Raw genomic sequence first — 15271 nt, forward strand, 5'->3', positions numbered from 1 at the left:
CGGGAACGCCGGCGCATATCGGAGGTCGCTGGGAGTTCGCTGTGAACTCTGTGAAGGCAGACTACCGCTACCGCCGTATGTGATCCATGCTCGGGGGTGGCGGAACGTGTCTTTTCCGTAACCTTGTCCTGGTGGCGGGGCAGTCGTGGGATTGGCCACTCGGCACGCCACGCGCGGGCCCGGATTCCGGAAAGTCGCCGTCGCCCGCCGCCGCGGCCGGCCGCCCCGCAACCCGGGTGATCACGGGTTCTCCCGGACAGACGGCACGGCCACCCGGCCCCTCCCGGCCCGTGAACGGCCGCCGACCGGCGGAACGGGCGGTCACCCGCGGATAGGCTTCGCTGACGGCCCGTCCCGCGCACCGCGGTTGAGATTCGTTTTGGCGGGCGAGACAATCGGGCGGCGGCCGGCACCGACGCGGTCGGGCACGGCGCCCCATCCATGGATTGAAGGCGGTGGAAGCAGTGCCGCACGCGGTGGAACCCCAGCGTGTCGCCCAGCACGGTGGCGCGATCATGCGGCTCGTCGACGAGATCTTCCCTCTGGTCGAGGGCTTCTACGTCGATCTGCACAAGAACCCCGAGCTCTCGCATCGGGAACACCGGACAGCCAGCGCGGTCGCCGAATGGCTGACCCGCGCCGGCTTCGAGGTCGAGACCGGCATCGGGGGCACCGGTGTCGTGGGCGTCCTGCGCAACGGCGAGGGCCCCACCGTGCTGCTGCGCGGCGACATGGACGCGCTGCCCATCGAGGAGCGCACCGGGCTGCCCTACGCCAGCACCGCGCGCGGCACCGACGACGACGGCAACGACGTCCCGATCATGCACGCCTGCGGGCACGACGCCCACACCGCCTGCCTGGTCGGCGCCGCCGACCTGCTCGCGGACGAGCGCGAGCGCTGGCGCGGGACCCTCGTGGTCGTGGCCCAGCCCGCCGAGGAGACCATGGACGGCGCGGGGTCGATGCTGCGCGACGGCCTCTACACCCGGTTCCCGCGCCCCGACATCGCCCTGGCCCAGCACGTCGGCCCCCAGCCCGCCGGCATGATCTCCCACCGCCCCGGTGTCATCCTGGGCGCCGCCGCGACCTACCGGGTCCGGGTTCACGGCACCGGCGGGCACGCCTCGCGGCCGCACCTGACGGTCGACCCCGTGGTGATCGCCGCCAACATCGTCACGCGGTTGCAGACCGTCGTCTCCCGCGAGGTCAGCCCCGCCGAGATGGCCGTGGTCACGGTCGGCGTGATCCGCGCCGGGTCCAAGGGCAACATCATCCCCGACGACGCCTACCTGGAGATCAACACCCGCGCCCTCAACGAGGCCGTCGCCGACCGGCTGCGGACCGCCATCGAGCGCATCGTCCTGGCCGAGGCCGCGGCGTCGGGCGCGGAGCGCAATCCCGAGATCGAGGTCTTCCAGCAGGCCGGGGTCACCCACAACGAGCCCGAGGCCACCCGGCAGGTCGCCGCCGCCCACCGCGCCTACTTCGGCGACGGCTACGTCATCGAGCTCCCCGAGCCGCTGACCGCCAGCGAGGACTTCTCCGAGTACGGCCTGCCCGGCGACCCGTCGCCGGTGCCCTACGTCTTCTGGTTCGTCGGTTCCACGCCGCACGAGGTGTGGGAGGCGGCGCCCGGGGCGACCCCCTACGAGAAGCTGGCGTCGATCCCCGCCGGCCACTCGCCGTTCTTCGCCCCCGACCGCGAGCCGACGCTGCGCGCGGGGCTGGCCGCGCTCACCGTGGGCGCGCTGACCTACCTCGGGCGCCCCGAGGACATCGCCCCGACCGGCGGGCAGCGGTCCTTCGGCGAGGCCCCGGCCGGGCCCCCGGTCGCGGCGCCGTCCGCACCGCCGCCCCCGCCCCCGCCTCCGCCGCCGCCGGGGCCGAACGAGCCCTACAACCACCCCCGGCCGGGCGCGGCCGGTGCCGTCCCCGCTGCGGCCCACGCCGACCCGCAGGGCGCCGCCTACGGCGAGCAGGCGGGCCGCGGCGACGATGCCCCCGCCCCCGTGGGCCGCCACAGCGGCGCCGGCGCGCCCGACGATGGAGCGGCGGCCCGTGGCGGCGAGGGCGAGTCCACCGCCTACACCGACATGGCCGACTTCCTCGACGACGACGATGACGCGCCGCCACCGCCTCCCGCTCCCGCCGCGCCCGCGCCGCCGCAGGGGCCTCCGGTGTCGGCTCCGCCGCCCTCTGGCCCGCCGGTCGTCCCGTCCGGCCCCCAGGTCCCGCTGTCGGCTCCGCCGCCCTCAGGCCCGCCGATCGCGCCGTCCGGCCCGCAGGCCTCGCTGTCGGCTCCGCCGCCCTCAGGGCCGCCGGTCGTCCCGTCCGGTCCGCAGATCCCGCTGTCGGCTCCGCCGCCGTCGGGTCCGCCGATCGCGCCGTCGGGGCCCCAAGTCCCGCCGCTCCGGGACGCGGCCGCGCCGCCGTCCCACGGGATGCCCGGGTCCCCGCAGGGGCTGCCCGTGTCGCCGCCCCAGGGCCGGCCGGTGTCGCCGCTGTCGGGTCCGCAGGCGCCGCCTCCGGTGGGCCCGCCCGTGCCCCCGCTCCCGAGCCCGCCGCAGGGAGCGCCCATTGCGGCGCCGCCGCCCTCGGGCCCGCCTCAGGGCCCGCCGGTGGCGGCCCCGCCGCCGCAGGGGAGCCCCGCCGTCTCCGCGCCGCCACCGCCACCGCCCGGCGCCACGCCGTACGGCATCGGTGAGCCGCCGGCCGAGCCGCGCTACGACGAGCACGACCCCGCCGCCCGGCCGCCGGAGGATCCGCCCTACCGTTACTGACCCGCCGCCGTCCGTTGCCGCCCCGCCGCTCGCGGCGAGCCGGCAACGGACGGTGCCGCGCCGTGCGGGCGCACGCGAAAGGCGAGCGAACGGGCGGCGCGGAGTCTCCGGCGCCCCCGGGCGGCGGAGCAACCGGGGTGTTCCGCCCGAATCCCCGGCGCGGCACCAGCAGAATGGGGCCATGGTGTTCGTGACCTGGGGGGACCGCCGGCGGCGGCGCGCACTCCGGCACCCGCGGGAGAACGTCGTCCTGGTGGTCTGCGTGGTCGTCACCGCGCTCGCCGTGCTGGGCGCGGTCAACCGCGCGCTCGAGGGCGAGAACCGCGAGCCACTGCTGCTGCTCAGCATCCCCGCGCTCGTGTTCTTCGTGCGCGGCCAGCTGTATGCGACCCAGCGCGTCAACGGCGTGCGCATCACGGAGACCCAGTTCCCCGAGGCGCACCGGATGGTGGTCGAGGCCGCGCGCGCGTTCGACCTGCCCTCGGTGCCCGACGCCTACGTGGTGCTCGGCAACGGGCAGATCAACGCCTTCGCCTCCGGCCACGGGTTCCGCCGCTACGTGGCGGTGACCAGCGACCTCTTCGAGATCGGCGGGCGCCTGGCCGACCCCGATGCGCTGCGGTTCATCATCGGCCACGAGGTCGGCCACATCGCGGCCGGGCACGTCTCCTACTGGCGGCAGTTCAGTGTCTCCGTCGCCAACATCATCCCCGGCATCGGCAGCACCCTCAGCCGCGTGCAGGAGTACACGGCCGACAACCACGGCTACGAGTTCTGCCCCGAGGGCGTCCAGGGGCTGCGCATCCTGGTCGTCGGCAAGTACCTCTACCGCCGCATCGACTTCGACGACATCGCCGCCCGCGCGACCACCGACCAGGGCCTGTTCGTGATGCTGGTGAACCTGCTCTCCAGCCACCCCGTCAACACGTGGCGCTTCCACGCCCTGGCCGACCGCTCCCGCCCCGGCCGCGTGCTCTGAACACCGTGCCCGGAGGCGACGGGTCCGGGGTGCGCACGCGGTCCCGGGGCGGTGAGCAGGGGCGGAGGGGTCAGAAGTTCAGGCTCCAGGAGTTGATGGTGCCCGTGTCGGCCGCCGCCGAGTCCTCGACGCGAAGGGTCCAGGTGCCCGCGGCCGTGGCCGCCGAAGCGTCCACCGTGTACTGGTGCGACCCTTCGAACGCCTCCAAGGGGAAGGAGGTGCCGTCGGGCGAGACCAGTTCGAGGCTCAGGTCCGAGATGTAGCTGTGGCTGATGTCCACGGTGACGCCCAGCGACGAGGGGGCGTTGCCCTCGACACCCGACACCTCGATCGCGGACTCCACCGTGGACTGGTCCTCGATCGTCACCGACGAACCGCTCTCGAACGACCCGGCGCCCGACGACGTCGACCCGGACCCGCCCGACCCGAACTCCAGGCTCCAGGAGTTGAGCGTGCCCGTGTCGGCCGGCGCCCCGTCGGAGACGCGCAGGGTCCAGGTACCTGCGGCCGCGGCCGCGGAAGCGTCCACGGTGTAGCGGTGCGACCCTTCGAACGCCTCCAAGGGGAAGGAGGTGCCGTCGGGGGCGACCAGTTCGAGGTCCAGATCCGAGATGTAGTCGTGGGTGATGTCCACGTTGACGCCCAGCGACGTGGGCGCGTTGCCGTCGACACCCGTCACATTGATGGTGGACTCCACCGTGGACTGGTCCTCGATCGCCAGCGGTGACGTGTTCTCGAACCCGCCCGCACCCGTCCCGGTCCCGCCGCCCCCGCCCGAGCCGCCGTCGCGGTTGAAGACGAACACGAAGAGCAGCACGGCGATGACCAGCACCAGGATGACGCCGCCCACGATGACGGCGATGATCCACCCCTTCGAACCACCCTGCTGCGGAGGCCCGCCGGGGTAACCCGGGGGGTAGCCCGGGCCGGGCGGGAGGGGCCCGCCGGGCTGGCCGGGGAACCCGCCGCCCGGAGGGATGGGGGCCTGGCCTCCGGTGGGCGGGCCGAACCCCGGCTGCCCCTGCCAGTCGGCGGGTCCGGGCCCCGGTTGCCCGGGGGGCGGGTACTGGCCGTAGGGACCGGGCTGGCCGGGCTGGTACGGCTCCGGGGGAGGGTCGAAAGGTGATCCACCGGCCACGGCGGCGCTCCTCGGGGGTGGGAATTGGGACATAGGGCTCCTCCCAGGGTATTCGCCGTTACCGGGACGTTGCATCGTGCAGGTCCGCATCCGGCCGCCCGGCCACGGCCGGACCGAGCGGGGTACCCACTTCGCGTGCCGTCGTGGGCGCCTGTGCAGGGCCCCTGGCCGGGCCCGGGCGCGGCCGGCGCCGGGGCGCGGCCAGGGTCAGGGCCGGGTGGATCAGGAGGGGGCTCCGTCGGCCGCGTACTTCTCGGCCAGCTGCCGCGGCAGCGGCTCGTGGCGCAGGTAGCGGCGGCGGAACGTGCCGGTGCCATGTGCGACCGACCGCAGGTCGACCGCGTAGCGGGTGATCTCCAGCTGCGGGACCTCGGCCCGGACCAGCGTCCGGCCGCCCTCGACGGCCTCGGTGCCCAAGACCCGCCCGCGCCGCGCCGACAGGTCGCTCATCACCGCGCCCATGTCGCTGTCGGCGACCGTGACCGCCACCTCGTCGACCGGCTCCAGCATCGACAGGCGGCCCTTCTCGGCGGCGTCCCTGAGGGCGAGCCGGCCCGCCTTCTGGAACGCCATGTCCGAGGAGTCGACCGGGTGCGCCTTGCCGTCGTGGAGCGTGACCCGGATGTCCACCAGCGGGTGCCCCGTGCGCACCCCGCTCTCCATCTGGGCGCGCACGCCCTTCTCCACGGCCGGGATGAACTGGCGCGGCACGACACCGCCCACGATCTCGTCGACGAACTCCAGCCCCGACCCCGACGGCAGCGGCTGCACCGAGATCCGGCAGATCCCGTACTCCCCGTGCCCGCCGCTCTGCTTGACGTTGCGCCCCATGCCGTCGGAGGGCGCGGCGAAGGTCGTGCGCAGCGGGATGCGGACCTCGTCGGTCGTGACGGCGACCCCGTAGCGCCCCGACAGGCGGTCCAGGGCGACGTCCAGGTGGGCCTCGCCCATGCACCACAGCACCAGCTGGTGGGTCTCGGCGTTGACCTCGACCCGCAGGGTGACGTCCTCCGACGCCAGCCGGGCGACCGCCTGCGCGAGCTTGTCCTCGTCGGCGGCCGAGGCGGCGCGCAGGGCGACCGGCAGCAGCGGTTCGGGGAAGGTCCAGGGCGGCATCCGCAGGGGCCGCTCGCGGGCGGAGAGGGTGTCGCCGGTCTCGGCCCGGGTGAGCTTGGCGACCGCGCACACCTCCCCGGCGATGGCGGCGGCGGCCGGCGTGTGGTTCTTGCCCATGGGGACCGACAGCGCGCCCACGCGCTCCTCGACGTCGTGCTCGTCGTGGCCGGCCGGGCCGTGCCCGCTCACGTGCACGACGGTGTCGGGCCGCAGCGTTCCCGAGAACACGCGGACCAGGCTCATGCGGCCGACGTAGGGGTCGCTCACCGTCTTGACGACCTCGGCCAGCAGCGGGCCGTCCGGGTCGCAGGACAGCCCGTCGACGGGCCGGCCGTCCACGGTGGCGGTCTCGGGCAGGGGGCGCTCGCCCGGGCACGGCGTGGCGCGCGGCAGCTCGCGCAGGAGCTCGTGGACCCCGGGGCCGTGCACCGCGGAGACGGGCAGCACGGGGTGGAAGCCGCCGCGCGCAACCGCGGCCTCCAGGTCGGCGATGAGCAGATCGGGGTCCAGGTCGGCGCCCTCCATGTACCGGTCCATCAGGGTCTCGTCCTCGCTCTCCTGGATCACCCCCTCGATCAGCTCGGTGCGCAGCGGGGTGACCTCCTCGGCCAGCCCGGACGGAGGGGCGGCCTCAACGGGCGCCCCCGAGGAGTAGTCGTGGTAGCGCTGGGAGACGAGCCCGAACAGGCCCCGCACGCGGTGGCCCGCGCCCTCGCCGGAGACCACCGGCACGTAGGCGGGCAGCACGCCGTCGCCGAAGGCCGCGCGGCACTGCTCGACGGTGGCGGTGAAGTCGGCCCGGGGGTGGTCGATCTTGGTGACGGCGACGGCCCGCGGCATGCCGATCGCGGCGCACTCGTCCCACAGCAGCCGGGTGCGGCCGTCGACCCCGTCGAGCGCCGAGACCACGAACAGCGCCGCGTCGGCCGCGCGCAGCCCGGCGCGCAGGTCGCCCACGAAGTCGGCGTAGCCGGGCGCGTCGATCAGGGTGACCTTGGCGCCGCCCGTGTGGATCGGGGCCACCGCCAGGTTGACCGAGCGCCGCTGCCGGATCTCCACGTCGTCGTGGTCGCCGACCGTGGTGCCGTCCTCGACGCGGCCCCGGCGCGGGACGGCGCCGGCCGCGTGCAGCAGTGCCTCCAGGAGTGTCGTCTTGCCTGCTCCGGACGGGCCGACCAGCACCACGTTGCGGATGTCCGCGGGCCGATCGGCCGCCGGTGCCCTGCCGTTGGCCGCAGGGCCGGATGTGTCCGCCATACCTCCCAACCTTCCCTCGCCCGCGCGGGCGTGCGGCCGGCCGGGGCCGTTCTCGGCCGCCGCGGCCGGGGGCGCGTCTCCGGCGGGGAGCGCGCGGGCGACGTCGTCGGTCCGCATCCGATGTGACGCGGAACACTCTCCACGGTCGCCCGCGGCGCCCGATATCTCAAGGGGGGCAAAGGGTGCGACACGCCCGCGGCGACTTCGGCGCCGCATTCCCGTGTCCGCGCCCACATAAAGGGGGAAAGCGACGCGTCGGGCCCGGAATGTGTGGCATGGCGGCCCGCATCTCCTAGGCTGTGGCGCGTGCCGTGGTCCGAGAGCATTCCTCAGTTCAGTCTCGTCGCGACGATCCTCGGGATCGTCCTCCTTCTCTATGCCGCGATCGGGGAGCCGCTGATCGGCCGCAGCGCGTTCAAGCGGCTGGAACGCGACCGCGACACCGACCCGCGGGCGCTGAAGCGGTTCTACCGGCTGGCGATCTGCATCCAGTGGGGCTGGACCGCGGTCATCCTCGTCATCCTGGTGCTCTCGCCGGCGCTCTCGGTGGGCGACCTCGGCCTGCGCGCGCCCCATGCGTGGGGCCCGCTGTTCGCGGCGGTCATCGGCTTCGCCGTGGCCCTGCTCATCGTCTGGCTGATCACGCGCGACCGCTCCGCCGGGGCCGGGCGGGGCCGGTCACGGCCGGTGCTGCCGCCCGGGCCGGAGCCCGGCGGCGACGTCCTGGAGGTGCTCGCCCCGCACACGCGCGCCGAGCGCCGGATGGCGGCCGGGCTCGGGATCACCGCCGGGATCTGCGAGGAGCTGCTCTACCGGGGCCTGTTCGTCGCGCTCGGGGTGAGCCTGGGACTGCCGGTGTGGCTCGTGGCGGTCGTGTCGTGCATCCTGTTCGCGGTCGCGCACGTCTACCAGGGCTGGTGGGGGCTGGTCGGCCCGGGCCTGCTCGGGGCGCTGTTCATGGTGGTCTACCTCGGCACCGGCAGCATCTTCATCCCGATCGTGCTGCACATGGCCCTGGACCTGCGTTCACTGCTGCTGACCGGCCGCGGGCGCCGCCACCGCACCCGCGCGATCTAGCGCAAGCCGGACCTGAACCGGTGGTGGACGCCCCACCCCGCAACACATGCGAGCCCGACTCCCGATGTTCACCCCGGTCAGGCACGATGGTGGGATGTCCGACGCACTGCACCGCCCCGACACCCAGAGTGATCCCGTCCGCCAGCGGCTGACCACCTCCGACGGGGTCCACATCGACACCGCCTTCCTGCGCGGCCCTGGTGAGCGCACCACCGCCGTCGTGCTCGCCAACGGGTTCACCGGCACCTGGCGCAGCCCGCTGACCCGCATGATCGCCTCGGTGCTGCTGACGGTCGGCGACGTCATGACCTTCGACTTCCGGGGCCACCACGGCTCCGACGGCCGGTGCACCGTCGGCAACGAGGAGGTCCACGACCTGGAGGCCGTCGTCGCGCACCTGCGCGACAGCGGCTACACGGAGATCGCGACCGTGGGGTTCTCGATGGGTGCGGCGGTCGCCATCCGGCACGCCGCGATGTTCGGCGGCGTCGCGGCGGTCGTCGCGGTCAGCGGGCCGGGGCAGTGGTACTACCGGGGGTCGAAGCGGATGCGGCTGCTGCACTTCGGCGTCGAGCAGGCGGTGGGCCGCTGGTTCCTGCGCGTGGCCCGCAAGGTCCGGGTGACCGACCGCCAGTGGGACCCCGTCCCGCCGGACCCCGTGGAGCTCGCCCCCGCCATCGCGCCGAGCCCGCTGCTCATCGTGCACGGCGACGCCGACTCCTACTTCCCCGTCGAGCACGCCGAGCGCGTGCACGGGGCCGCGAACGAGCCCAAGGAGCTGTGGATCGTCCCGGGGATGGGCCACGCCGAACGCGCCGTCCGGCCCGAGATCGCGCGGGACATCGCGACCTGGCTGGCCGAGAACACCGGTGACGGGGCCCGGAGCGACTGAGCGGCAGCGGACGGGCCGGGGGTGCGCGCCCGCCTCCGTATACGTTAGAAAGACCGGGTGGCCAATCCTGTCGACTCCGCCGATTCCTCCCATGTCCGGATGAAACCGGGAGAGCCCGGCCCCCACGCGGGCCTGAACGGGTGGGCGTTCCGGCTGCTCGTCGCCGCGACCGGCGCCACCTTCACCGGTCACGTCCTGATGCTGCCGCTGGTGCCGCTGTGGGCCGTCCGCGGGGGAGCCGGCGACGTCGGGGCGGGCGCCACCACCGCCGTGTTCATGTTCACCACGGTCGTGGTCCAGCTCGCCATGCCCTGGCTGCTGGACCACGGCGGATACCGCTGGACCTTCCCGGTGGGGGCGCTCCTGCTCGCCGTGCCCACGCCCCTGTTCCTGCTGACCGGCGAACTGTGGGCGCTCATCGCCATATCCGTCGCCCGCGGGGTCGGCTTCGGCATGGTCACCGTGGTGGGGGCCGCGCTGGCGGCGCGGCTGGTCCGGCGCGAGCAGATCGGGCGGGCGGCCGGGTACTACGGCCTCGCCGGCGGGATCCCCAACATCGTCGCCCTGTCCACGGGCGTGTGGCTGGCGCTGGAGATCGGCTTCGGCCCGGTGTTCTGGATCGCCGCGATCGCCCCGCTCATCGGCGCCGTGCTGGCGTTCGGGATCCGGCAGCCGGACGGCGGAGGCTCCGGGCCCGCCCCGGACGCCGCACCTGGGCGCGGCACCGCCCCGCCGCCCTCCGGACCGGCGTCCTACCTGGTTCTGGCCGTCCCGCTGCTGCTGATGCTCGTCGCGGCCGTCGCCTCCAGCGCGATCGTCACCTTCCTGGCCATCCCGCTGGAGGAGGCCGCCACCGTGGCGGCGGCCGCCCTGCTGGCCTACGGCGTGTTCTCGGTGGCCTCCCGCTGGTGGGCCGGGATGCTCGGCGACCGCCATGGGCGCCCCGTGCTGCTCATACCGGGGGTGGCCGCCGTGGTCCTCGGCATGGCGCTGGCCGCCGCGGCCGTGTGGCCGGCCGCCGCCGGCTGGGCGGGGCCGGGGGCCATGGGCACGGTCGCGGTGGTCGCCGGCGCGGCCCTGTTCGGCGCGGGGTTCGGCGCGGTGCAGAACGACACGCTCGTGGTCATGTTCCGGCGGATCGGGCCGGCGCGCTACGGGGCGGCGAGCGCGGCCTGGAACATCGGCATCGACGCGGGCACCGGCGCCGGCGCGCTCGGTCTGGGTGTGGTCATCCAGTACCTCGGGTACGGCCCGGCGTTCGCGCTCACCGCGGTCGCGATGGCCGTGTGCCTGCCGAACGCCGCGGCCGTCGCCCGCCGGACCGGCTGACGCCGGGCGGCCGGGGCGCCCCCGCGGATGTGCGAGGCTTTTGAGGCATGAACGACCGGTCCGACCCGCTCCTCGCGCGCTACGACGCCGCGTGCACGACCACCTGCCGCTACTGCCCGTGCCCGCTGCCGCCCGAGTCCGTGCGGTGCCGGCTGTGCGGCCGGCTCCAGGACGGTCCGGGCGAGGAGGACGCCGAAGGCGGGGACGGCGGCGCGGCGCGCCGGGTGCCCGCGGGTCCCACCGGCCTCACCGGCCCGACCCGCCGGCTGTACCGGCGCCGCGCACGCGGCTGATCCACCCGGCGCCCCCGCCGGGCGCGCGCTCAGTACGACGAGATGTGCACGTGGTCGTAGTGGTTCTGGGTGATGCTGCCGCGGTCCTCCATGGGCTTCCAGCCGGCCCCGGGGTTGCGGGTGTCCCAGATCCTCTGCTCCCAGATGATGTACATGACGCCCAGCCGGTCGGCGTTGGCCTGCGCGTAGTCGGCGATCTGCTGGCCGAGCTGCTGGTTGGCGGCCGAGGGGGAGCCGCCGTTGTTGCTCATCATGAAGTCGCACGCCCGGCCCGAGCCGTGCTCGCCGGGGTCGCCCGGGCGCAGGCAGCCCACCGGGAACGGGGCGCCGAACTGGCTGACGATCTCGTCGCGGATGGACGCCATGCGCGGGGTCGCGCCGTCCCAGCCGGGGCCGATCGCGCTGTCGGGGACGGAGCCGGTGCCGGGGGTCTCGGGGACCTGCTCGGCCTCGTACTCCTCGATCCTGGCGAGAACGTCGTCGCGCTGCTCCTCCAGGTCGTCGATGAGGTCCTCGGCCTCCTTGAGGGTGTCCTGGGCGTCGTCCGCGGCCTCCTGGCGCTCGGCCTCCAGATCGGTCAGTGTGGCGACGCGCTCGCCGTTGTTGTTGGCGACGTGGCCGACGACCGATGCGTCGTCGAGCATGCGGTCGGGGTGGCTGCTCATCACGATCTCGACCGCCGGGTCGAGCCCGGTGCCCTTGTACTGCGCGGCGGCGAGCTCGGCGACGTTGCCGCGCGCGATGTCGAGGTCGTCCTGGACCTGCTGGAGCCGCTCCTCGGCGTTGGCGACGGCCTCCTCGGCGTCGGTGAACTGCACGAGTTCGCTGTCGTACTCCGCCTCCAGGGCCTCGGCGCGCTCGTTCAGCTCGTCGATGTCGACGTCTTCATCGCCCGGGGCGGCGAAGGACGAGGCGGGCAGCAGGAGGGCGGCGCCGATCGCGAGACCGGCGAGGACGGCCGCGCGGGGGGCGGCGCGGCGGACTGAGGGTATGTGCATGTGGGGTCACCTGGTGTCGGGCGCGGACGAACCTGCGGTCTCGCCCGGTGGTGTCGGGGCGGACGGGCGGGGGGTGGTGATGCCCGTGGTCCGCGCGATGCTGGAGCAGACGATACGAGATCCCGCCGTTATCTGACTAGCGATCCTAGGAGATTTATCCGGCGATGCGGGTCAGAGCGGTCGGACTAGGACAATCCGCCGAATGCGCTCGGGAGCTTCGGCGCCGGATCGGCGGGCGGCTCCTCGCGCAGGAACCACGCGGATCTGCGGACGGCGCGCATGGCCTCGCGCCGGGTCTCGCGGTCGAGCCGGGACAGGTACAGCATGCCGTCGAGGTGATCGGTCTCATGCTGGAGGCAGCGGGCCATCAGCCCCTCGCCCTGCACGGTGACCGGCTCGTTGCGCAGGTCGACGCCGGTGACCACCGCGCGCCGGGCTCTGGTGGTGGGGTACCAGAGGTTGGGGACGGACAGGCAGCCTTCGTCGCCCTCCTGGACCTCATCGGACAGCTCGGCGATCCGCGGGTTGATGACGTAGCCGATCTTGCCCTCGACGTTGTAGCTGAAGGCCCGCAGCCCCACCCCGATCTGGGTGGCGGCCACCCCCGCGTGCCCCGGTGCGTCGACGGTGTCGAGCAGGTCGCGGATCAGCGCGTCGGTGTGCCGGTCGAACGTGGTGATGGGGGTCGTCGCGGTGACGAGGACGGGGTCGCCGAAGAGGACGATGGGGCGCTTGCTCATGGCCCACAGCCTAGCCGCGCCGGGCGAAAGGCGGCCGGGGTTCGTCCACAGGGCGGGTGGGACCCGCCGGGGAACGCGCCGATCAGGGTGGGTCCGGCAGGTCGGGGCCGCTCAGGCGAGGCTGGGCGCCAGGGCGTCGTCGAGGACCATCTCGATGTAGTCCAGGGCGGCCCGGCGGCGGGCCAGCGAGCTGGCGTAGAGCGAGGGGAGCCGGCCGCCGCGGCGCACGCGCAGGCACTCGTTGACGATGCGCTGCCAGCGCTCGGGGAACGCGTGCAGGGCGTACATCCCCGCCCCCGATTTCGACGTGGTCTCGCAGGTGCGCAGGGTGAAGTGCAGGCGGCTGACGCTCAGCACGCTCCACGAGGGCGCCAGCGATCCCAGCGCGGCCAGCCCGCGCGGGGTGACCAGCCGCCCGGCCTTGGCCCGCCAGCGGCGCCACTGCTCGTCGAGGCTGCCCAGCGACCAGGCGCGCAGGCTTTCGGGCTCGTCCCACACCTCCAGCTCCACCGGGAGCGGGCCGCGGACCGTGACGCCGCGCGTGGCCAGCACGTGCCAGGTGACGGGGTTGACGTCGGCGGCGGCCTGCTCCTTGAACCGGCCGCCCACCATGGAGGGGACCGGGCCGCACGACGCGGGGTCCTCGGCGAGGTCGGCCCAGGTCACGTGGACGCCGTTGAACTGGGGGGAGGGGATCTGCGAGCGCGTGCGCGCGTGGACGCGGCGCAGGGAGTCGCGCTGCGGGGCGGTGGGGCGATCGGGGGTGACGACGACGAAGTCGACGTCACTGGAGTGCGGCCGGAAGTCACCCAGGGCGACGGAGCCGGTCAGATACAGGCCCTGGACCAGGCCCGGCGCTTCGAGGTCCGCGTTGCGGAGAAATACCTCGGCCAGGGCCTGCACGCGTGGGTGGATCGCCATGCGGTCTCCAGTCTGGATCGTCCCGGCCGCTGGGAGCGTCGGATTCGGGTGCCGGCGCCCCGCAGGTGCCGAGGGGCCCGCCGTGCGGCGGCGGTGCGCTCCCGCCACCGCGGCGGGGGAGCGTGGGTCCGGGGTGCCGCGCGGTGGTGTCGCGTGGCGTTGAGCCCCCATCAACCCCAAGTCTGAGATCCATCACCACTGTTCGCAAGCGGCGGCACCGGATCCGCTTGCTGTCTCCCCGGCTCCCGGGGTGCGGGGTTGTGCGGGAATGGGGGTGCATGCGCCCTTGCCCCTGCTCCGTGATCCTGCTAAGCGAGGGCGCTTCCGGGCGGCCGGGGACCGGGCCCGGGCCGCGGCTCCCGTCCCACGGGCCCGGTCGGCCCGGCGTGACGTGATGTCGGGCACATTCCCGGTCCGGAGGGGAAGATGCTGCTTCCCGTTACGCCTGTGGGAGGCAGAGGTGGGATGACCGGATCGTCGTCGCTGTCCTGCCCGTTCAGCGAGGGGGCCTCGCGGTCGGCCCCCGTAGGCGGCCTCCGCGGCACCGCATTTCGCACTGCGGATTGTCGCGCATTGGGTTACCCGGACCATCCGGATGGGTAGTCAGCAATTCCCGACTGGGATCCACGAATTGCCGTTCTGATCTGCGCCGTCCGCGCAGAGAGGTTGGGAAATGTGTTGCCCCCCATAATGCGTCACGTTTTCGACCATCGGTCAGGGAGTGCGGTTGCGGGCGGGTGGGAAGTGACCACCGCAACAGACGGTGGCCATGGAAAAAGCAATGCGATGTGTATAACGTGTCCGGCATGTGAGCGTGCGGCCAGGTCCGGATGGCGGAGCCCCCCTCCCCCCAACCGCCCGGCCCCGCAATGGAGCCGCTCCGCATTGATCCGCGCCGTGCCTTCGGACGGCAGCGCCCGGTGATTGTGCTCTGTTTTCACGTGCTTAACACGAGGTCATTCCAGTGAAACCGCTGGTCCCTACCCTCTTCCGTACCGGACCGGCGTTCCCGGCGATTCTAAGGAGACGGATATGGTCCCGACGATGGTGCTCGTAGCAGACGATTCATGTGACGCGCATCGAAGGGAGGCCCTGTGCGATCTCGCCGGAGCCGTCGCCGACCGGGGCGAGGCCCCCGTCGTCCCGGCGTTCGGATCGCGCTCGGAGGTGGCGGCCGCAGTCCGCACCGTCACCGGCCCCAAGGTCGTGGTCCCGGCGTTCGTGGCGGGCGGTGACCTCGCCAGCGCCGAGCTCTTCGCCGGCCTGAACCTGCACCACCTGTCCGACGCCTGTTCCACCGCCCCGCTGGGGGCCGTGCCCTCGATCGTGGCCGACCTCGCGGGCCGGCTCCTCGACGACGGCTGGACCGCGGGCGACGGCGTCGTGCTGGCGGCCGACGGCAGCACCGACCAGGAGGAGCGCCAGGCGGTGACCGACGTCGCCCGGATGCTGAGCCGCCGGCTCCAGTCGCCGGTCCAGGTCGGCTACCTCAACGCCTGGGCCCCCACGGTCACCGACGCGCTGGAGCGCCTGCACCGCGGCGGGCACCGCAGAGTCTCGGTGGCCGCCTGGCGCCTGGTCGAGGGCGGCGACTACGACCGCCTCCGCGAACTCGGGGCCACCTCACTGACCGCACCGCTGTGGCCGTCGGACATCGTGGTCGACACCCTGCTCGCCCAGCACCGCGCTGCAAAGGCCCGCCTGGCGGCCTGAGCCGGCCGTCCGGGTGGCGGGTCGGCCACCGGAACGGG

11 protein-coding genes and 1 pseudogene are annotated in these 15271 nt (G+C 74.0%); 7 read left to right on the forward strand and 5 right to left on the reverse strand.

What is annotated here, in order from left to right; translation table 11 throughout:
- Positions 1 to 455: 455 nt before the first annotated feature.
- A pseudogene (locus ACFOVU_RS03695) lies at positions 456 to 2261 on the forward strand (amidohydrolase); the annotation flags it as partial.
- A 700-nt stretch (positions 2262 to 2961) separates the two neighbouring features.
- A complete protein-coding gene (locus ACFOVU_RS03700) occupies positions 2962 to 3759 on the forward strand; it encodes a M48 family metallopeptidase (RefSeq protein WP_378529841.1) in 798 nt (265 codons plus the stop codon).
- A 70-nt stretch (positions 3760 to 3829) separates the two neighbouring features.
- On the opposite strand, the gene ACFOVU_RS03705 is transcribed toward ACFOVU_RS03700, so the two are convergent.
- Both ACFOVU_RS03705 and ACFOVU_RS03710 read right to left on the reverse strand, forming a co-directional pair.
- Complete coding sequence (locus tag ACFOVU_RS03705) at positions 3830 to 4897, reverse strand: proprotein convertase P-domain-containing protein (RefSeq protein WP_378529842.1); 1068 nt, start codon at positions 4895 to 4897, stop codon at positions 3830 to 3832.
- 222 nt (positions 4898 to 5119) lie between these two features.
- Positions 5120 to 7270 (reverse strand): elongation factor G-like protein EF-G2, encoded by a 2151-nt coding sequence (locus ACFOVU_RS03710; RefSeq protein WP_378529843.1) that lies wholly within the window; start codon positions 7268 to 7270, stop codon positions 5120 to 5122.
- A 306-nt stretch (positions 7271 to 7576) separates the two neighbouring features.
- Here ACFOVU_RS03710 and ACFOVU_RS03715 point away from each other — a divergent pair, with 306 nt between their 5' ends.
- The 4 genes from ACFOVU_RS03715 (at position 7577) to ACFOVU_RS03730 (ending at position 10861) form a co-directional block, all read left to right on the forward strand.
- Complete coding sequence (locus tag ACFOVU_RS03715; protein WP_378529844.1) at positions 7577 to 8347, forward strand: CPBP family intramembrane glutamic endopeptidase; 771 nt, start codon at positions 7577 to 7579, stop codon at positions 8345 to 8347.
- Positions 8348 to 8441: 94 nt separating this feature from the next.
- The gene (locus ACFOVU_RS03720; RefSeq protein WP_378529845.1) at positions 8442 to 9239 is read left to right on the forward strand and encodes an alpha/beta hydrolase; all 798 of its coding nucleotides are present in this window, start codon (positions 8442 to 8444) and stop codon (positions 9237 to 9239) included.
- Positions 9240 to 9338: 99 nt separating this feature from the next.
- A complete protein-coding gene (locus tag ACFOVU_RS03725) occupies positions 9339 to 10568 on the forward strand; it encodes an MFS transporter (RefSeq protein WP_378529846.1) in 1230 nt (409 codons plus the stop codon).
- A gap of 47 nt (positions 10569 to 10615) precedes the next feature.
- Entirely contained in the window at positions 10616 to 10861 is a 246-nt protein-coding gene (locus ACFOVU_RS03730) for a hypothetical protein (protein WP_378529847.1), read from the forward strand.
- Between the two features lie 29 nt (positions 10862 to 10890).
- Here the strand turns inward: ACFOVU_RS03730 and ACFOVU_RS03735 are convergent, their stop codons facing one another.
- The 3 genes from ACFOVU_RS03735 to ACFOVU_RS03745 form a co-directional block, all read right to left on the reverse strand.
- Positions 10891 to 11859: a coiled-coil domain-containing protein gene (locus ACFOVU_RS03735; RefSeq protein ID WP_378529848.1), complete on the reverse strand. Its 969-nt coding sequence runs from the start codon at positions 11857 to 11859 to the stop codon at positions 10891 to 10893.
- Positions 11860 to 12044: 185 nt separating this feature from the next.
- Positions 12045 to 12599, reverse strand: coding sequence for a peptide deformylase (gene def, locus ACFOVU_RS03740; RefSeq protein ID WP_378529849.1), 555 nt, complete (start codon positions 12597 to 12599; stop codon positions 12045 to 12047).
- Between the two features lie 111 nt (positions 12600 to 12710).
- Positions 12711 to 13520 carry a nucleotidyltransferase domain-containing protein gene (locus tag ACFOVU_RS03745; RefSeq protein ID WP_378529850.1) on the reverse strand — a complete coding sequence of 270 codons (810 nt, stop codon included), beginning with the start codon at positions 13518 to 13520 and terminating at the stop codon, positions 12711 to 12713.
- A gap of 1032 nt (positions 13521 to 14552) precedes the next feature.
- Here ACFOVU_RS03745 and ACFOVU_RS03750 point away from each other — a divergent pair.
- Positions 14553 to 15233, forward strand: coding sequence for a sirohydrochlorin chelatase (locus ACFOVU_RS03750; RefSeq protein WP_378529851.1), 681 nt, complete (start codon positions 14553 to 14555; stop codon positions 15231 to 15233).
- Positions 15234 to 15271: the final 38 nt, after the last annotated feature.

Origin of the sequence: Nocardiopsis sediminis (genome assembly GCF_042650565.1) — a bacterium.
GTDB classification, from domain to species: domain Bacteria; phylum Actinomycetota; class Actinomycetes; order Streptosporangiales; family Streptosporangiaceae; genus Nocardiopsis_B; species Nocardiopsis_B sediminis.